Genomic DNA, 19,417 nt, shown 5'->3' with positions numbered 1-19,417 from the left:
CTGCACAGACTTGACCTGCAGCAACGTCGCGCTGACCCGAGATACGGGAGAACTGCACGGCCTACTCCTCCAGGAACACCCGAAAGCCGGCCGCCAGCTGCTCCCCTGCCGTGGCGAGCACCTCTGGGCCGGCGGCGACAGCGGGGGCCGGTACACGCTGGTCTCAAGCCAGCTCCGGTACCGCTCGTCGTCGCCCGGTGCCCAACGGGCGGCGTGCCGGGCGTAGCCAAGCCAGGCCCGAGGCTGGTTGTCCGTGCATGCCCAGTGCCCCGGTGCCCCACTAGGGCAGAGGCTGCCTGCTGCATCCGAGACGGCGTCCCACTCTCCCTCCCGCGCCATTGGCTGACTACTCGCGGCACCACCCTCGCACTCTTGTCTCAAGACCGACGGAAGTTGGCCGAAATTCACCTCCCGGAGCAGCCCGTATTTCTCTGGCGGCTGCGCCGGGCTGGTCTGGCAGAGCTGAGAAAATCCCTCCATCATCCACCTGCACAGCAACACTCGAGCGTTCTTCGAGCAATCGCCTAAACAAACTGGCTACGTCTCCCGCTCAAGGTGCCCCGCAGCTATGAACAGACAGCGTCGAGATGATAAATCTGTGGCGTGCTGTCTGCTCATCAGCACGGTTTGATGACGTGGGGGGCTGTGTCATGCACGTGCGCGCGGTTGTTGTGCTGCCTGCGCAAAGCTGGGCTGAAGGTTCAGCAGCCAGGGCTGGCTCAAGCCGCGGATCAGACGAATGACTGCGCAACCCGGGATTCAGCCGCAGAGCCGCTGGTCCGCATATGAATGGTGGCAGTCCCGCCTGGCCAGGGAGTTCTTCAGCAAGGACCGCAAGGATGCTCCGGTCCTTTTCTTCATCGACAAGGCGGAACTGCTCACCCTTCAGGGCCAGGACGAGGTCGAGGAACTCGGCACCGCGGTCAGTTCTGTACTGGCCTGGCACGGGAACCCGTACCGGCCGGTTGCCGACCGCTGCCATATCTGGGGCCGCGGAAAGCGCGAGGATCCGCCCCCCTGCCTGCCGCTCCTGGCAGCGGCCGTCCTGGCAGCGGCCAGCATGCGGCGGACCACGGCGGGACCCGGGGCTTCCGCGTACTACGCGCGCCTTGCCGAAGTGCTCCGGCCATCCTGGGGCGGCGGGCAGCACCAGAAGCCTCTTCAGGTCCACTACGGCGCCATCGTTGAGCAGTGGGAGTGTCTGGACGAATGGCTCCGGGAGCAGGGTGGAGCACGTGGCATCAGCACGGTCAGGAAGGACCCTACCTACACGAAGATCGGCTACGCCCAGTCCCAGGCGCTGGTCAGGGCCTCCGACCACACGGCCCTGAACCGGTTCTTCCAGGCAGCACGCCTGTCACCCGGCCAGCGGGCGGACGGTGCGCAGCTGCTGCGGGACCTCAAGCTGTGGAGCTTCCGTTATCCGCAGGGCCTGTCCAAGGGGCTGCGTCAGGCGCTCGGTTCCGATGCCGACAGGTCCCTGCTGGAGCCTTTGCTGGTTGCGTTGCTCGAGGGCTGGGACGGGACCGTCGCGTATGGACGTGCCGACGGCCTCCTCCAGGTGCCTTTGCGTGTGGTCCTCGAAGAGGACTCTTTCGCGGGGTGGGAGGTGGGCTGGCACGCGGAGGCCGTGCCCGAGGTGGAGAGCGATTCCCTCAAGCACCCTGGCGGGACTCTGGAACTCATGCCGGAGGCCGGGGGCCAGGTGTATGCGCTCTCGGGGGCGATACCCAGTCCGGCCAGTGCTCTGCGGCTTGGGTTCACCGCGTACGGGGCGAAGACTGCCGTGCGTATCGAAAGCGGCCGTGATGTCCTGGCACTGCGCGAAGACCCGGTCGCCGGGGGCTGGACAGAGACCGACGTGCTGACTGTGTTCGAGCCCTACGTTTTCCTCTTCACCCCGCATGGCCAGAGCCAGCTCCACAAGCTCCTCGCCGATACCGGCCAACAGTGGTACCGCCCTGAGCCTGTCCCGATGCCGGGCTGGCAAGCTACGCCCGAGCTGCAGTTCAGCGACGAGGCAGCGCTGACCGCGGCGCTGGCCCGTTCCGGTGTCCAGGACGTCCGCTGTGTCCCGGGACGCCGGCTGAGCCTGCGCAACGGACTGCGCGTAAAGCCGGAATGGCGCCAACGGTCGCTCTTCCTGCTGGGCGGTGAGCCCGACGTGATGGTCCCCCAGGAATTCCGGGAGCCCGGACTGGTCATGCTGGACGGCCAGCCCCTGGCCGTGCCCGCCGAAGGCCTGGTCGCGTTGCGCGGGAAAGGCCTGGCCACGGGACAGCACGTGCTCAGCGCCGACGGCTCGGAAATCACCTTCTATCTGGAGCAGGGCGCGGAACCCCAGGCAGGCGCCCCGGCTGCCCCTGTTTCCGGCACGCCAGCGGACACCGTTGCCGTTCCGCTGGGCGGGGACGCGCGCTTCCTGACCGCGCAAGGACGCTTCCTCACTATCCCGCGGCCGCAGGAGCCTGCGTGGTGGAAGGGCAGGGCCTCCGGCCTCTGCGGCGGCGGGACAGCACGCGTGCCGGTCCCGCCCGAAGCGGTATGGCTAGTGATCATTTCTGCGTCCGGGGAACCCTCCGTCATCCTCCTGCGGCCAGAGGAACCGGACATCGGGTCTCTGAGCCTCGCCGCCAAGGATTTCTGGAGCAAGATCATTCTTTTCAGCCCGACAGGCGTCCCGTACGCCACCTTGTGGCGGCGCTACCGGGAAGCTGCCCTGAGCCAGTTCCCGCAAGGGGGTTTCGGACGTGTTTGACCCGGACCTCTTCATCTCCTGGATGGCGGACCAGGGCACCGGGTCTCTTCGCGCTCTCATCCGCGATGCCTCATGGGCCAGCGGCCGCGAGGGCCGGCCCGTCACCCGGTGGCTCAGCCGCCTCGAAGCGCTCGGTGCCGTCACCATCGACTGGCGCGGCGGCCAGTGGACCGCGAACCCCTGCGAGATCACAGACCTGCCCGGAAACACCCAGACCGCCGTGCTCACCGGCGCCCGGCCCGCCGCTCCGGGCTTCTACCGCGAGCGAGGGGCGGTGGTCATGCCACAGCAGCCAGAGAACTCGCAGCTCCCCCTGCCCGCGGCCGTATGGCTGCAGTACACGGACCCGTCCCGGCTCCATGAGTTCGCCGCAGCCATCAGCGCCACAGTCGTACCGTGTGCGGCCGAGTCCTCTGCCAGGTCCCTCAGCCCCTTCACCCCGGGGCCGGCCACGGCCCCTCCAGCACGCGACAGCCCGGCCGAACTGCTAGACCCTGTCACAGGCCGGTTCAGCCCCGTGAACCTCACCGGCCGCCGACCCGTACCCGGCCTGTACAAGTACACCCAGTTCGGCCGGCTGGACCGCTACGCGCTCCTGCGCGAGCCTTCCCGCCAGGCCGCGCCAGGCCATCAGAACACCTCCGTCCCTCCCACGGAGCAGACCTGGCACAGCGTCGACCGCAGGTCAGGAATCCACCACGTGCTCCGCCCGTCGGCCTTCCCCCTGCGATGGAAGGCCGATCAGGAGGCCAGGCGCCTGGGACGCAGCACGCTGGGACGCCTGACTGCCGACCTCAGGGCTCCCCTGCCTCTGCCGCACGAACGCACAGCTGTCCTGTGCACAGGACTCGCGAGCCTGCGCACGGCAGACACAGAACACTACGACGGCGTTCCTTTCCACATCGCTGACCGCATCGCCCGCACTCTGCACCGCCGCCTGGAGACCGCATGAGCACGCCCCCGTCCGGCCTGGACGCCTTCGCCACACACAACGCCCTGGTCCAGGCCTACCTTCGCTACTACGACACCGCCTTCCGGCTCCGCGACGACGCCCTCCAGGCAGAGCGCCGGTCCCTGCTCGACCAGCCCGGCGGCGTCTATGCCGACCCCTTCGTCGAACTCCGGCCGGAATACGCCCTCACCGGGCGCAGCCTCGCGGAATCAGCCAAGGCTGCCGGCGCCCCCTCAGAGCTGGCGGAATTCGCCGAATGCGGGCTCTTCGAGAAGGGCATGGAGCTCTACACCCACCAGGAACGGGCCCTGGCAAGCACCATGCCCGCGGGGCAGAACGCAGTGATCACCGCGGGCACCGGATCCGGGAAGACCGAAGCGTTCCTTCTGCCCATCCTGGCCGACCTGCTGCGCGAGTCACGCGACTGGAAGGGTGCCCCCGCCGGACACCACCCATGGTGGGAACGGGCCTCAGCGGACTACCGCCCGCAGCGGGAGGGCGAGACAGGACATCTCCCCGCAGTCCGGGCCATGATCCTCTACCCGATGAACGCGCTCGTCGACGACCAGCTCGTCAGGCTCAGGCGCGCCCTGGACAGCGACCTGGCTCGCGAGTGGCTCAGGAAGCACCGGCAAGGCCACCGCTTCTACTTCGGGCGCTTCACCGGCAGTACGCCCGTAACCGGCACCCCAGGCCAGTCCTTCGCCCTCGACGAGCTACGCGACTACCTCAAGGCCACCGCCGCCCGCAGCGAGCGCGCCGGCAAGGCAGCAGAAGAGAGCGGAAAAGAGGACACCCGCTACTTCGCACCCCGCTTGGACGGCGCGGAGATGCGTAGCCGGTGGGACATGTACGACGCATCTCCCGACATCCTGATCACCAACTACTCCATGCTCAACGTGATGCTCCAGCGCAGCCGCGACGAGGACTTCTTCCGCGGCACCGCGCAGTGGCTGGCCTCGAGAGATGACGCCCGGTTCACCCTGGTGCTGGACGAACTCCACATGTACAGGGGGACGCAAGGCACCGAAACTGCGTACCTGATCCGCAATCTCGTGCACCGGCTCGGCCTGAGCGGGCGCCCCGACAAGCTCCGGATCCTCGCCGCGTCTGCCTCGCTGGACGAGACACGCTACACAGACCGCCGTTTCCTCCAGGAATTCTTCGCCGCCGAAGAGAGCTCCTTCCACTTCATCCCGGGCGAAGCCGCGCCCCGCGCCCAGGGCCCCGCCGACATCTCCACGGCCGCCCCCAAGCTGGCGGAGTACTCCAGCACTGAACCTGAGCCGGCCGAGGCCGCCCAGATGCTCGCCACCACCCGCGCAGCACAGGCGCTGACCAGCGCACTCGCCGCCGGATCCAGCGCACCCTCCGTCCCGTCCATGGCGGCCGCCTCCCTCGCCCGGAAACTTTTCCCCTCCAGCAGCAAGGAAGAGGCCAGCCTGGCCCTGCGCGGAACAGCGACCGCCATCCGCGCTGCAGCGGCTGCCGGCACCAGCGGCTTGCCCAGAATCCGCATCCATCTCTTCTTCCGCAACATCGCGGGCATGTGGGCCTGCACCGACCCCCAATGCCCCGAGGTCCACGCCTCGTACCAGCACCCCGCACGGTCGGTCGGCAAGATCTATTCCGTCCCGCGCACCTCCTGCGACTGCGGCGCCCGCGTCCTGGAGCTGCTCTACTGCCAGTCCTGCGGCGAGGCGATGCTCGGCGGCTATGCCCCCGAGAACGCCACCGAACGCGGACGTTTTAAGTCTGTCCTGCTGCCTGACAGCCCCGACCTCTCCCGCATCCCCGACCAGACCGGCAAAGACCGCACGGCAGCCAACTACATCGTCTACTGGCCTTCCACCAAGCCCCAGCGCGCTGACGACGACGCCGAGTGGACCGCCGACAACGGCAACGTCACGTTCGCCTTCCGGCGCAGTGCCTATGACCCCGCCAGCGGACATCTCAGCAACGGGGGGACCAAAACCACCGGCTGGAGCTTCCACGTCAGCACACTTGTCGACAGGAAGACCGGCCAGCCCAAGCTGGCCCTCTCCTCCCTGCCGCCCTTCCCCACCCGCAGCCCCTGCTGCGGAGCCGACTGGGAACGCCTCTACAGCAAGGACCGCACGCGCAGAGCCATCACGGACCCCGCACGGCTGACTTCACCCGTACGGACGATGAGGACCGGTTTCGAGAAGATCAACCAAGTGCTGTCGGATGAACTGGCCGAGCAGTTCACCGACCCCGCCGAACGCAAACTGATCGTCTTCACCGACAGCCGGCAGGACGCCGCCAAGCTCTCCGCAGGCATGGCCCTGCGCCACTACCAGGACCTCGTCCGTCTTCTCGCCCTGGACGAACTGCGGACCTCCGTCACCGCCGCAGAGGACGTGGCTGCCGTCCGCGCCCATGCACGGGGAATGCGGTCCGAAGAGACCACCGCCGCGATCAAGCGTCTCGGCGCGCGCAACAAGAGCGATCTGGACGCCCTGCGTGTGGCACTGATGGATGACGATGAACCTGCAGCTGCCGTGGCGGAAGCACGACTCTCGTCCCCTCCCACACTCGACTCCCTGGCCAAGGTGAACGTCAACACGCGCCTGCTCTCCCTCGGAGTCAATCCCGCAGGCCCGAAGCCGAGCGCGCAGCGCATCGGGGACCGGGCCTGGCACGAATTCTTCGACTGGGGGCAACAGCCTCCCGCGCTCCAGGCAGGTACCTCAGACGCTCAGAAAGCCGCCCTCAGCTCCGAGGACGGGCTCCTGGAAAACACCCTCGAAGCCCTCTTCTCCGGCGCCGGCCGCGACATCGAGTCCCTCGGCATGGGCTCGGTCACCCCCGCGTCGGTCACAACGGACCCTGACGGGCTCGGCCGCGCAAGCCTGCGGATCCTTGCCGAGCTCCGCCGCTTCTTCAATCTCCGCGACCCCAGGGACAAGCCCCCGGCACGGCTGCGGGACTACTGGAAGAGCGTTGCAGAGTACCGGGGCATGGACCTCGACGACGTACAGGCCGCAGCGGAGGCGGCCTGGGGCAGCGACACAGTACGCGAATACCTCATCGATCCGCGGAAGACGGCCGTACAGCCCTCCCCTCGCCACTCCTGGACGTGTCCCCACTGCGGACGCCGGCACCTCACACCCAGCGCCGGAATCTGCACGCGATGCCGCAGCGAGCTCCCCACCCAGCCAGTGCCCGACGATAACCCCGAAGAAAACGACTACTACGCCTGGAAGGCCGCCAGCGACCGAGCCGCCTTCCGCCTGAACTGCGCCGAGCTGACCGGCCAGACCGAGCGCATCGAAGCCCAGTCCCGCCAAGCCCGCTTCCAGCAAGTCTTCCTCAGCGACCCGCCCGAAGTCCCTCTCGTGCACGGGATCGACCTCCTGTCCGTCACCACCACCATGGAAGCCGGCGTAGACATCGGGCCGCTCTCCGCCGTCCTGATGGCCAACATGCCGCCCAGCCGCTTCAACTACCAGCAGCGGGTCGGACGCGCCGGCCGCCGGTCCTCCCCCGTCGCCGCCGCCCTCACCATCTGCCGGGGCCGCAGCCACGACGAGCACTACTTCGCAAACCCGTCGGCTATCACCAACGACCCCACGCCCCCGCCCTACCTCACCCTCGAGCGCCCGGAGATCCTGGAACGGGCCATGGCCGCTGAGATTCTGCGCCTCGCCTTCCGCCACCTCGGCCGCCACGGCGGTTCGGCCAGCGTGCACGGCGAATTCGGCAAGGCCCAGGACTGGGCCGACGCCCTGCCCGCCGTACAGGACTGGCTCGCCCAGCAGAGCGGCCTCCTGACTGCCACGGCACAGGCCCTCACTGCCTTCACCCCGCTCCAGTCCACCAAGATCCTCAGCAGGCAATGGCAGGAAAAGCTGCTGCGGCGCATCACGGACGTGGCTAGCGAGCCCACAGGCGCCGAGGAACTCAGCGAGCGGCTGGCACATGCGGGCGTGCTGCCCATGTTCGGCTTCCCCACCCGCGTCAGACAGCTCTACCTGGAAGTCCCGCAAAAGAGGTTTCCCTGGCCGCCCGGCGAGACCATCGACCGTGACATCGCCATGTCCGTCTCACAGTTCGCACCGGGCGGCGAGGTCGTCAAGGACGGCAAGGTATTCACCGTCACTGGCATTACCGAATTCAAACCCACGCCCAGGGGAGCGAAGGCTGTCGCTGAACCACTGGAACACTCAAAGACTGTGGGCCTGTGCCGTGTCTGCAACCACGTCGCGGAAACGCCGTCCGGCGAGGGGCCCTGCCCGCTCTGCAACGCCGACAACTACAGCGTCGTCGACCTGCGGGAACCCGCCGGGTTCCGCGCCAGCAAGCCGCGCGACTTCGACGGAGTCTTCGCCTGGTCCCCCTACACCATCTCGTCCCGGGCAGCTGCAGACCTCTCGGCTCTCCGCTTCACCTCCTGGGAGGGGGCACACGTCCACTCCGGCCCGGGCAAGAGGTACGTCGTCAACGACAACAACGGCAATCTGTTCTCATTGCGCCGCGCCTCAGACAACTGGGGCGGGTATCTTGCTGCCGATGCCGCAGGCCCGAGCCATGGCGACCCGCTGCAGGTGGCCCTAGGGGCGGTCTTGCCTACGGACTTCTTCTTCCTCGGCCCTACTTCCGCCATCGACCAGGCGAACGGTTACCGCCTCAACCTCACGCCCGCTCCCCCCGCCTGCGGCAGCGACATCAGCCAGGGCAGGCGGGCGGCCTGGTACTCGCTGGCGTTCCTCATGCGCAGCGCGGCCGCCCAGTTCCTCGACGTCGGCCGACAGGAACTGCTGGCCGGAATCCACCCCGGACCACACCCAGACGGCCATGTCGCCTATGCCTTCCTTGCCGATGCCCTGGAAAACGGCGCAGGCTTCAGCACCCATCTCGGCAGCCCGCAGGTCATCGCCGACTACATGCAAGCCGTCCATACCTACCTGGACGCACTGAGGCACACGGAACACGCGGCGATCTGCACGTCCTCATGCCCGCGCTGCCTGCGCGACTACTCCAATATGGCCTACCACCCCCTGCTCGACTGGCGGCTGGCCGGAGACCTGCTGACCGTCCTTTCCCGGGGCCTCGCCAGTACCTCCACCGACCGCGCCCGCCGGTCCCTGGCCGGCCTGCAGAATCTCTGCAAGGGCACTCTCCTTGACGGGGATCTGCCCGGGCTGGTCTTCACGTCGCGCAGCGGTCCCCACGCCGTGGTAGCGAAGCACCCGCTCCACATGTGCGAGCAGGATCTGGTCAGCGCCGACCTCCAGCCGGCGCTAGACGCCGCACTTGAGCACACGCAAGACGCAGGCCGGATCATCGTCGCTGACTGGTTCACACTGGAAAAGAGCCCCATACAGATCATCGAGCAGCTCCAGAAACCCTGAACACACGCTCTGTCCATCACACACAGTCGGCGGGGGTGCCCCTCTTCCAGGTCACCCCCGCAGGCAGGGGAAGACACTGGGCTCGGCGGTGTTTGCCGACCTGGCTGGCGGCACCACCTTCGGAGTCGCAGTCGAGGCTCGCATCACATGACAGGCGCATGACAACTACCCCCGGCCAGCTCAGAGGTACCGAACTATGATCAGCGCTGGTGTGCGGCTTGTGGCCTCACGTGAGTTCAGAAGGGTCTGAGGTTGATATTACGGCGTGCCATCATGACAGCAGCGGCTGCTTGCACGGCTGTGCTCGTCGCTGGATGCGGCGGCAGCAACCCTTCGGCCAGCGGGGTCGAAGGCGACGGATCCTCGAACCGTAAACAAGATACGCGTAAGAGCTACGATCCACCTCAGACATTCAGCGAGACCGGCGTCCCCCTTCCAAAAGAAGCCGCATACGGCACACAGCGAACCACATTCGGAAGCGGGCAGGGGTGGCATGGCAGACCGCCGATCACCCTGCACCACACCCGGGCGTTTATCGCCTCACCGTACGACCTGCAAGCTGTCGACACCGGCAATGGGCGAGTGACCACGGTCCTCCCCCAACAAAACCCGTTGGTCAGCAGACAATCGGTTCCTAGCGAGGAACTCGCCGGGCCGCCCTTCATCAGCGACAACGGCGACGTCGCCGTCCCCTTCGCAGTCCGCATCCCCGGCTCCGGTACCACCCCTGATACCCGGGCAGTGGAACTCATTGTCGTCGACGCAAGCTCCGCTGCCGCAAAATGGAGCACAAACCTGCAGCTTCCTGAGTGGGCTCAGAAGGCCTTCGGTGATCTGACGGTCAAGGTGGTCGGCGGTCACTCAGACATCGTCCTTGTGCAAGTCTCCAGATCCGACTTCAACGAAGCCACCGCCTACGCAGTGAATCTTCGCACCCGGCGGTCCCTCTGGCAGAAGAATGTAGCTGCCACAGCGGTGGTCGGCAGCACGGTGACCGTGCTGGAGGGGGATGACAGCGACCGTCACCTCAAGGCCCTCGATCTTGCCACGGGCGAACAGGCCTGGGCCGACCCCGAGGGGGCTACCTACGTCAGGGCTGCAACAGCCGGGCCGAACCTCCTGCAGTATTCCGGTCGTCAGCACACACAAGGCCGGTACTTCGCGAAGTTTCTCGACGCCCGCACCGGCAAAGTGCTCAACGACATTGACAACATCTCCGACATCACATGCACCTATGACGGTAAGTCCGTAACCGTCTGCTCAGGCGACTTCAAAAACTACAGCGACGACAAACGTGTATTCGCCGTCGACGCCACAACAGGTAAGCAGCTCTGGCAGCTTCCGGACGCAGCGGCTAATCGCATCGCCCCGACGATCACCGCTGTATGGAACGGCAGAGCCTACGGCACCGCCCAAAGGCGCGCGATCGCACTCGACGCCCGCACCGGCGCCGATGCCAATGTCTCCCCCGGCCTGGCCCCGGGCTTGGTCAACGGCTATACCGGCCTCACGATGGAGGAGGACGGAACCGTTACAGCTCACCCCGCTACCAGCTGAACCAAGACCGTCGCTCGGCGCTCGTCGTCGAGCGCGACTCCGTCGACTGGCTGTGTCACTTTTCCATGGATGCCGTTCCAACACGACGGCGGGAGGCATCTTCCAGCCGAGTCTACGGTGGTAGTGAATTTTTACGCCACCCGCGGGCTTGCGACTGAACGGTGGCGTGTTCATTTGCCGGGCAGAGCCCTGGGGAAGAGGCGAAGGCTGATCTATACGGGAGGGCATCAAAGCGATGAGATGTCACAGCATGTTTTGCAGCGGGAATACAGCTTCGTGTGGCAGGCTTTTCGCCTGGCCCTGGACGGCATGCCCGATCGCCATCGTCAACGCAGGGCTCTGCGGGTGCCATACTCTGATGGCCAGCACCAATGGCCAGCACGGTCGCTCCAATCCTGAGACCCACGACGGCCGGGTTGACGTAGGAGGGAACGCCAACGGCGAGGCCTTCTTGTGGTCGAGATGGCACGTAAAGCGAATCGGCACGAAATCGATCTCGTAGGTGATCGAGTGTGCGGCTCGCAACCATGGCTGCGGCAGGGGCGGACTGGAGCGCTGTCAGTGAACCTCTTTCATCCTGAATAGCCGCAGGTCAGAAGGGCGTGGACGGCCTGCACGATGCGGCTGATGCGGTTGGTGGAGCATCGGGCCCGGCGGAGGATGCGCCAGGACTTCAGCCGGGCGAAGGCGCGTTCGCCCGGCGCCCGGAGTCGCGCGTGGACGCGGTTGAACCGCTGGTAGTGGTCGGGGAGTTCGCGGTGCCCGTAGTACGGAGTACGGACGGTGGCGCCGGCACCCTGGTAGGCCCGGTCGGCCAGAACGAGGATTTCTCTGGTGAGGCAGGCCAGGACGATGCCGTGCGCGCGGGCGGCGGTCAGGTCATGCGTGCGCCCGGGCAGCGCGGGGGAGAACCACAGCGGTGTGCCGTCCGGGCGGGCGACGACCTGGACGTTCATGCCGTGTTTCTTGTGCTTCTGCGAGTAGTACGGTTCGTCCACCCTGATGCGGTCGGTCGGGATCAGCGTGCCGTCAACGACGACGAAGTCCCCCTCACCCAGGCCCACCAGAGCCTCGCGCAGGCCCGGGGCCCACGCGGCCAGGACCTCGAGGGTCTCGTCCACGTACCGCCAGGCGGTGGACTCCGACACTCCGAAACCGGCCCCGACCTGCGCGAACGTCTCGTTCTTCCGCAGATGCGCCAGCACCAGCAGGGCCTGCCTGAAACAACCCAGCCTCCGCCACGGCGACTTCAGCTCACGCCGGCGGGCATGGATCAGCCACGAGACATGCTCGACCAGCTCGTAGGGGACGTCGAGCATGGCAGGATACGGAACCAACAGAGCCCCTTGGCGCCGGTGTCGAGTGAGATCAACACCCCAACGACAAGGGGCTCTGCTGTGTCACCAACCACCACCTCTGACCTGCCCGTTCACCCTCGCGGGACAGGTTGAAAGAGGTTCAGTGCCGGGGGCAAGCAGGTAGTGATCATCGGAGCCGGGGACAGCGCGGCCGAGGCCGCCAAGGAGTTCCGCGCCGCCGGCTGCGCCTCCGTGACCTTGATCGGCTGGAATCGCGAAATGAATGCCACGCTGGTCACAGATATCAATACCCTAAGGATCTCGGCCATTTGGCCTGCCGAGGTGGTGAAATTAATCGGCGAGGAAAAAGTCGAGGGAGTCGCCTACCGGACTCGCTCAGAGAGCTCTATGCCCAGCTCCGACCCCGAAACCATCATTGCCGCCAATTTGGTGCATGTGCTGATCAACGGCCTCCCCAACACCAAATAGCTAGACGACGATAGCGCCGACGCTACAGTAGACCACCTGACCAGAACCCGCAACCGAACCACGGCTACCCTCGGAATGCTGCTCATTCGACAGGAATCAGGTTGGCATCAGAAATTACCTATCTGCTGCCCCGGTGCGGTGGTCAGCAACGTAAGACCTGCCCAATACCAAGGAGCAGATCCCAGCTCTGCTCTTTCGTCGGGTAGCGCACCACGTGACGTATCAGCGACATACCTGCGCTGACTGTTGCGCAATGCGTGGGGGGCGGGGATGTTGGTAGACAGCTGCTGGTAGTAGGCAGCAAGGATTCTCCCTGTGGCCTTATCGGGTACTGGATATAGCGCGGTTGTGAGTGTCACAGCGCCGCGGGTAAGGGCTACCGTCGGAAGACCGATCGGCTCCTCACCCGGATTTGGCGATAGACGCCCGGACCAGCAGGAGCCCAGGACTAGGTGCACGGGCAGACGCAGGCCGAGCAGTTGCGCGGCCGACAGGCGACGGCGGGGCCTGGCTCGCAGCAGGAGGCCCTGTTCCAGGCCGAGCTTGTCGTCCCCATGTACTGCCAGGACCGCGAGCTTGTAACGGTCACCGGAGCGCAGCTTCTCCACCAGCTCCTCTGGGTCCAGCACCTCCTCCAAGCGGTCTGCAAAGTCGTATAGCAGTTGCTCGCGCTCGGGCTGTGCAGCCACTCCGGCCATATAGGCCAAGGCTCGGTCAGGATGATGTGCCCCGTAGGGGGTGGTGGAAGCCTCGGGCAATAGGCGCAAGGATGGCAGCAGCGTGAGGGCTGCACGGTCAAGAAGATAACGACCAGCCACGTCTAGGGCTGCAAATGGCACACCCCATAGCTCTCCGCTCGGTGCGATAAGCAGGGTGGGTGCTGGAGTATCGCTTTCAGGATCGACGTCGCTTAGGAGTGCATAAAGCTCATCGGGTAGCAATTTCATCGCAAGGTCTCGGCGCCACGGGTGCATGGCATCCCTCAACAGCCGCCTGCCTGCGGTGTGTCTTCCTCCTGGGCCGGAGGCTGTGAGTTCAGTCAACCAGCGATCTTCTTCATCGGATAGGAACCGTTGCCGAATGATTGGAGGTTGGTTGGCATCTGGCGGCACCCATACCGAATACAGCAACCGTGCACCCAATCCGTTGGCAGGCAACAGCCGCAACAAAAGGACATGCACGCCGGGTGGTATGCGCTTTCGCAGTTCTTGTGGTGTGGTCTGGACTCCGGTAAACACTTGCTGGAATGCGTTTCCTGCCAAGGCAGCGAGCTTCGCGTGAAGCTGCGCAATCTGCGCCTCCACCGACGGGCGGTCAACATGCGGAAGCCCTGCCTCTCGACCACTCATGTGTGGGCCGAGGGCCGTCTCGGCCATCGCTTGTTGAATTTCGAGTTCGGCCAGAAGATACTTCACTCCATCTGGCAGCTCCTGCTCACCGCCGGCGTAACGATGAAGAAGCGCGGCCAGTGCCTCGCTTCGACCTAGCTCCATGAGTTCAAAGCCTGCCCAGCCGTCACCAATATCTGAGGCCAACTGCAGTGGCAACCGATCCCACTCCCAGGTAGCGGCGAGATAGCGGGCACGCTCCGCGGCCGCGCTACCGAGCTCTGCACGGAGCCGCTCGCGAACACGTACCGCCTCAAGAGCATTCTTCAATGCCTCCGGCCAAACCTGCGGTCCCTCATTAGCCAGCACGTGGCCAAGCATCATTTGCGCTGATGCGGTGCCCTCCGCGTCTCCGGCAGCTAGCTTCAAGACAATCGCCTGCTCGACGTGTATCCGTGCTTTGGCCCAATCATCGTCTTCGATGGCCGAACGAGCCATCAGTGTCTCGGCATTGGCTTGACCCACTCGATCACCAGCGGCCTGGGCCTGGGAGTATGCCCTCCGGGCATGCTGCATCATCTTCTTGAAATCTCTTTGCAGGTACGCAAGATCTCCGAGAACCCGATTAGCGTTGGCCTGTCTTTGTTTATCCCCGGACCCTTCAGCGAGGGCGAGCGAACGCATGGCATGCTGCTGAGCCACTTGCGTCTCACCACGTCTCCGCGCGAGATCACCAAGCAGTTCGTGAGCACTTGCTTGCGCTTCATTGTCTCCGCACGCCTCAGAACACCACAGTGCCTGCTGGGCGTACTTATTGGCTAGCTGAAGGTCCCTGCGTTGACGAGCTAGGTCACCCATCAGCTGATAGGCATGAGCCCGTGCCCGCGAATCCCGCGACGCGATGGCATGCTTGAGTGATTGCTCTGCATTTTCTCGAGACTCGTCGAGATTCCCCCTCCAGAAGGCCAGATCTCCAAGCAGTTTGTAAGCCTCTGCCTGGGTCCACGGATTTTGGGCAGCCGCAGCCGACTCACGAGCTTCTTCGGCGTATCGTTGAGCAATCTCGAGATCATCTTCCGCGTAAGCGGCCATCCCCCGCAAATAAAAGGCGTTAGCAAGCACTTCTGGGTCACCCACCGCAGTTGCAGATTCAACCGCCTGCTCTGAGTGATCCTTTGACTCTTGCCAATTTCCCCTATCGAAGGCTTGCTTCCCCAATAGCTGGTGGCCGTAGTACTGCAAATAAGGATCCTTGATCTTTGCGGCGAGATCAAGGCCCTTTCCGATGCGCCGCCGTCCAGATTCTTCATGACCCTCCCGGAAGGCCAATTCCGAGAGTTGTAGATATGCCTTAATCTGTCCCTTTGCATCTTTTGATATTTTGGCTAGCGTGAGAGCCCGCTTCGCGCTCTTCCTTGCTGCCCTTATCCTGTTTTGCTTGCTGGCTATCTCGCCGCGGAGGAGGTGTAGCGAACTCTGCACTTCGGGAATATTGCGGACAATGAAGGCGCAAGCCGTCAGGGCGTCAGAAGCGGTCTCAAGGCTCCGGTTATGCCTGGTCAGGTCGACCGCAAGGGTAAGCAGCTCGCGACCACGCTCAGCGGGGGGCATAGAGGCGTCATTGAGAATGCATTCCAGGCGGGCAACGTCCTTCGGATCTTCCGTAGTGAAGCTGCGATCCGCAAAGTCTTTCTCGGTCATCTCCTAATCCCCCTCCTGACGAATGAATCTAGGGAGCCGGCCCCATGTATTCGCGGAAGGTTCCCGATGTACTCGTCTTATCCGAGCCGCCAGAGGTGCTTATTTCGGTCGTAACGAAGGGATCCACTTGAGAATTGTCGAAAATCTAGCTCGCGCAGCTGCTGGTAGGCACTCTCGGGGAGGTCCGACTCCAAGATAACCTGAATTCCCGATAGGCCATCCTCCAGTATGGCCGAGTTCTCAGCGTCGATCTTTGGCTTGATAAGGTCTCGTACCGCCTTCTTGAGGGCTTGATAGGCATCTTCACCGGCGTTGCTCAGAAATGATTGCAGCGGCAAGCTGATAAGGACGAGCCAAGGGACTGCCTCGACTAGACCGCCACGCGTTCGAATGATGTCGAAGCCGGCGGCCCGGAGCTTGTCCTCAAATGCCGATGCTTGGTCCTCTGGCACTCCTTCAGTGAATTGCAATTCCGCGTCCATGAGGCTGGTTCCCATTGGACCCCTCCAGTGCGATGCCAGATTCAGTTTCCTCAAAATGCGAGAGCGAAGACTATCGATGATTTTCGAGGAGCGTCATACGTTTGCTCATGCGCTCGGCCTCTTTGGGGTAGCCCTGGCTTCGGGCATCATCGATACCTTTTCTGAGCCATTCGTATGCCAGCTCACTGTGAAGCTCTGGATGCTGACGCAGAACCTCCCGGGCAGCTTGGTCGCTTGGCGCCCGCATGAAGGTATTGAGTACCTCCGCCAATTGCTCCATCATTGTTGGAACGCGATCGAACCAGTCATCGCCCGCAGGTAGCTGCATTGGCACGAGACCTCACCCCTCGCTGTTTGCTTGAACGCAGCACTTCTCTTGTCCGAAGTCGTCCCCTCCACTCAGGCCAGCACACCTTTGCGCCACTCGCATCTTGGGCGCTGCGCAGCCCAGTCTTACAAGTAAGAAAAGGAAGCGCGCTTTCTCCTGACAGACGTTCATCTCAGCCCACAGGCGCCACGGGTCTTCGAGACCAGCCTGCCCGGGGGGTGTTTGCAGCGGGGGATGTGCGGGTCAATTCGCAGCAGCGGGTCGGGCAGGCAGTCGGACAGGGGGTGGCGGCGGTCGCCGCCATGCAGACCTACCTGGATGACGCCGTCGACGACTGGTCGAAGATTCTCGTCAACGAGGCGAGCCAGGATCCTCTGGCCGCAGCCGACGCTTCCGGCAGGTACGAAGCCCCCGGAGATGGATCTTCTACCTGAACCGCCAGAAAAAGCGGCCCGCAGAACGGCCCCTCTCGCGGCCGAACGCGCGGGGCCCGGTGTGATCGGATGCCGGAGCCCCCAACAGGCTGTCAGCGCGCTGTCTGTGCGACCCGCCCTCTCCAATTCGTCGCCCTACGCTAGTTACTGACAGGTAGCCGGGTATTCTGCCTGGAATAACCGCCAACTCCGGGGCGGTTCAAGATCGGCGCGGACATGACACCCGGGGGGCGTGTGAACGGCCCACGGCGGGCGGGAAGCAGAACGAGACGGCGGGGGAAACCGAAGGAGCGCCCTCTGCGGCTGCCTGTGAAGCGGCCTACGCCCGGCCGCTCAGCGAGCCGCCCTTGTTCCCCCGGTCCGCGCGGCAGGCGGAGCGGCACGCGGTGGAGTTCCCGCCCGTCGAGAACGGTGTCGACTACCTCCTCAGTGTGGTCGACCACCTCGCCGGGGACGGCCCGCCCAGCCCCCGCGATCTGAAGTACGCCGTGCTCCACCTCCAGGCCGCCGCCGAAGTCCTGCTCAAGGCCCGGCTGCAACGCGAGCACTGGAGCCTGGTCTTCAAAGACCCTGGTACGGCCACCCGGTCCCGCTTCGACAGCGCCGACTTCGAAAGCTGCACCACCGACGCCGCCGTCGACCGGCTGAAGCACATCGCCGGCATCCCCATAGACGACAAGGCCGGCAAGGCCCTCAAAGTGCTGGCCAAGTCCCGCAACGCCCTCCAACACTACGGCCTGACCGCCCCCGCCCGCGCCGTCGAAGCACGGGCCGCCGAGGTCCTCGACTTCCTGCTGACCTTCCTCCACGACCACCTGCTCCCCCACCTCACCGAGCAGGAGAACCAACGCATCAACGCCGACCTCAATGACGTCCGCGAGGGTGTTCAGGAGATCCAGTCGTTCATCGCGCAGCGGGGCAAACACCTGCGGGGCGAACTGCACGATCTCGGGTACCAGACGGTGGAATGCCCCAGCTGCGGTGAGTGGGCGCTGCCCCTGGGCGACACGCAAACGCCCAACTGCCGCTTCTGCCATGAAAGCTGGGCGTCCCCGACCATAGCGGCGGCCTACTACGTCCGCGCGCAGTACGGAGACCAGGAAACGCTCCTCGCCGGCCAGTGCCCGCAGTGCGCCGAGCCCGCCCTCCTCCTGGACAAAGCGCGGGTGGCGGCCGAGCCCACGCAGCCCAGATCGCTGTGCTTTCACTGCGGCAGCTCGTTCGACCGGCTCGTCGAGTGCACCGGTTGCGCGGCCCTCACCATGCCCCGCCAGAGCGGACTGTGCGAAGACTGCCTCCAAGACCCGATCCGACCCTTCGAGCTGAAAGGAAGACGGCCGTGACGACCGACAGCGAACCCCTGGAAGCCGAACTCGTCCCGGCCGGCGCCCCCTTGCCAGCCCTGCGCCCGGATGACGCCGCGGGCGCCGAGCCGCGGTACCTCATCACCCAGCACACCATGCTCGGCCCCGGCCAGCTGCCCCCGCTCGCCGGCGCGCGGCCGCCGTGGACGGATGCCGACTTCCGGCTGTCCGAGGAGGACGTGGCGGACCTGGAGGAGGACCTCGCGGAGAACACCCGTATCAACCGGGACTCCACCGTCCGGGCGTTCGAGGCGTGGTGCGCGGCGCAGGACCCCCCACGGCTGGCTTACCCGTGCACCACCGCCACCTACACCGCCTACGGGCTGCACCTGATCCGCGAGGGCAAGGCGGGCGCGTACAAACCGGACTCGGTGGGGCAGTACATGTCCCGGATCTACAACTGGCAGCCCGTCGACCTGCGGCCCGACCCCTCCCGCGTCAAGGGCCGCATCCGGGCCTGGAAGAAGACCTGGGTGCAAGCCGGCGGCACCGTCGACCGCTCCGCCGCGGTCACCCTCGAGTACAACCTCCGCATCATCGACGCGATCGACGAGTCCACGAACATCGGCAAACGGGATGCCCTCCTGGCCGCCCTGGCCTACTCCAATTTGCACCGCGAGATGGAACTCGCCGACCAGCTCATCAAGCGGGTCAAGGTCTACAACACCGGCCTGCACGTCACCACCGCAGTGTCGAAGACCGACCAGGCCGGGCAGGGCCCCGGCCGGTTCATCAAGGACCGCGCCGACCTCCAGCTCGTCCGCCGCGCCCGCGCCTGGCTCGCCGTGCTCGAGAACTTCGGCGCCACCGGAGGCGACGACCCGCTCTTTCGCGCGCTCACCCGCGGCGGCAACCTCGTCACGTACCCCGCCGACCGCACGCGCGGCACCCGGATGCGCCCCGGCTCCCTCAAAGAACGACTCCAGTTCCTCGCCGAACAGGCCGGCGTGCCCTACATCGACGGCAAGAAGGTCACCAGCCACTCCTGGCGCGCGGGCGCCAACACCGACCTCGCCGAACGCGGCGTCCCGCTCGCCGAGCGCAACATCGCCGGCCGCTGGGCACCTGGCTCGCACACCGCGGACACCGTCTACGACCGCCGCCACGGCGTCGGCACGCGCGACCCGCTCGAGCAGGTGCCGCTGTACGGGGAGCAGCCCGGCACCGCCGAGAATTAACCGGTACGTGCCCGGCGCCGGCCCGGACTGGACCGCTCCTCCTGAGGCCGGTTACCGGGAGTCGCCCCGCTCGTTGTACCGGGTGGAGTCCACGGGCTCTGGACGATCGCGGCCCAGAGCCCTGCTTCTCCGCCCTACAGCATGACGAGAACTCCCTACCGGTTAACAGTGCG

11 protein-coding genes and 1 pseudogene are annotated in these 19,417 nt (G+C 65.4%); 8 read left to right on the top strand and 4 right to left on the bottom strand.

Going from position 1 to position 19,417, the window contains the following annotated elements; translation table 11 throughout:
* Nucleotides 1-739: 739 nt before the first annotated feature.
* The 4 genes from IE295_RS05130 to IE295_RS05115 all read left to right on the top strand — a co-directional run bounded on the left by IE295_RS05130 (nucleotide 740) and on the right by IE295_RS05115 (nucleotide 10,642).
* A complete protein-coding gene (locus IE295_RS05130; RefSeq protein ID WP_190062187.1) occupies nucleotides 740-2,758 on the top strand; it encodes a hypothetical protein in 2,019 nt (672 codons plus the stop codon).
* Nucleotides 2,751-3,710, top strand: coding sequence for a hypothetical protein (locus IE295_RS05125; protein ID WP_190062186.1), 960 nt, complete (start codon nucleotides 2,751-2,753; stop codon nucleotides 3,708-3,710). The genes IE295_RS05130 and IE295_RS05125 overlap by 8 nt, the downstream gene beginning before the upstream one ends.
* The gene (locus IE295_RS05120; RefSeq protein ID WP_190062185.1) at nucleotides 3,707-9,085 is read left to right on the top strand and encodes a DEAD/DEAH box helicase; all 5,379 of its coding nucleotides are present in this window, start codon (nucleotides 3,707-3,709) and stop codon (nucleotides 9,083-9,085) included. The genes IE295_RS05125 and IE295_RS05120 overlap by 4 nt, the downstream gene beginning before the upstream one ends.
* Before the next feature lie 273 nt (nucleotides 9,086-9,358).
* Nucleotides 9,359-10,642: an outer membrane protein assembly factor BamB family protein gene (locus IE295_RS05115; RefSeq protein WP_190062184.1), complete on the top strand. Its 1,284-nt coding sequence runs from the start codon at nucleotides 9,359-9,361 to the stop codon at nucleotides 10,640-10,642.
* Nucleotides 10,643-11,214: 572 nt separating this feature from the next.
* On the opposite strand, the gene IE295_RS05110 is transcribed toward IE295_RS05115, so the two are convergent.
* Nucleotides 11,215-11,961 carry a transposase family protein gene (locus IE295_RS05110; RefSeq protein WP_372479321.1) on the bottom strand — a complete coding sequence of 249 codons (747 nt, stop codon included), beginning with the start codon at nucleotides 11,959-11,961 and terminating at the stop codon, nucleotides 11,215-11,217.
* 159 nt (nucleotides 11,962-12,120) lie between these two features.
* On the opposite strand from IE295_RS05110, the pseudogene IE295_RS05105 reads away from it, so the two are divergent.
* Nucleotides 12,121-12,429: pseudogene (locus tag IE295_RS05105) on the top strand (NAD-binding protein); the annotation flags it as partial.
* A 107-nt stretch (nucleotides 12,430-12,536) separates the two neighbouring features.
* On the opposite strand, the gene IE295_RS05100 reads toward IE295_RS05105, so the two are convergent.
* The 3 genes from IE295_RS05100 to IE295_RS05090 form a co-directional block, all read right to left on the bottom strand.
* Nucleotides 12,537-15,458 carry a CHAT domain-containing protein gene (locus tag IE295_RS05100; protein ID WP_190062181.1) on the bottom strand — a complete coding sequence of 974 codons (2,922 nt, stop codon included), beginning with the start codon at nucleotides 15,456-15,458 and terminating at the stop codon, nucleotides 12,537-12,539.
* A gap of 77 nt (nucleotides 15,459-15,535) precedes the next feature.
* Entirely contained in the window at nucleotides 15,536-15,955 is a 420-nt protein-coding gene (locus IE295_RS05095; RefSeq protein ID WP_190062180.1) for a hypothetical protein, read from the bottom strand.
* A 55-nt stretch (nucleotides 15,956-16,010) separates the two neighbouring features.
* Entirely contained in the window at nucleotides 16,011-16,268 is a 258-nt protein-coding gene (locus tag IE295_RS05090; RefSeq protein ID WP_190062179.1) for a hypothetical protein, read from the bottom strand.
* A 218-nt stretch (nucleotides 16,269-16,486) separates the two neighbouring features.
* Between IE295_RS05090 and IE295_RS33285 the strand changes: the two genes are divergently transcribed.
* The 3 genes from IE295_RS33285 to IE295_RS05080 all read left to right on the top strand — a co-directional run bounded on the left by IE295_RS33285 (nucleotide 16,487) and on the right by IE295_RS05080 (nucleotide 19,244).
* Nucleotides 16,487-16,702, top strand: a complete 216-nt coding sequence (locus IE295_RS33285) for a hypothetical protein (protein WP_224323369.1) — start codon at nucleotides 16,487-16,489, stop codon at nucleotides 16,700-16,702.
* 347 nt (nucleotides 16,703-17,049) lie between these two features.
* Entirely contained in the window at nucleotides 17,050-18,045 is a 996-nt protein-coding gene (locus tag IE295_RS05085; protein WP_190062178.1) for a hypothetical protein, read from the top strand.
* A complete protein-coding gene (locus IE295_RS05080; RefSeq protein ID WP_190062177.1) occupies nucleotides 18,042-19,244 on the top strand; it encodes a site-specific integrase in 1,203 nt (400 codons plus the stop codon). Before IE295_RS05085 ends, IE295_RS05080 begins: the two co-directional genes overlap by 4 nt.
* The last annotated feature ends 173 nt before the right edge of the window (nucleotides 19,245-19,417 follow it).

The sequence above is a fragment of the Streptomyces griseocarneus genome, from assembly GCF_014655595.1.
GTDB lineage: Bacteria > Actinomycetota > Actinomycetes > Streptomycetales > Streptomycetaceae > Streptomyces > Streptomyces griseocarneus.
The sequence above is the reverse complement of the archived record's forward strand: the minus strand, read 5'-3'. Positions and strand labels throughout refer to the sequence as shown.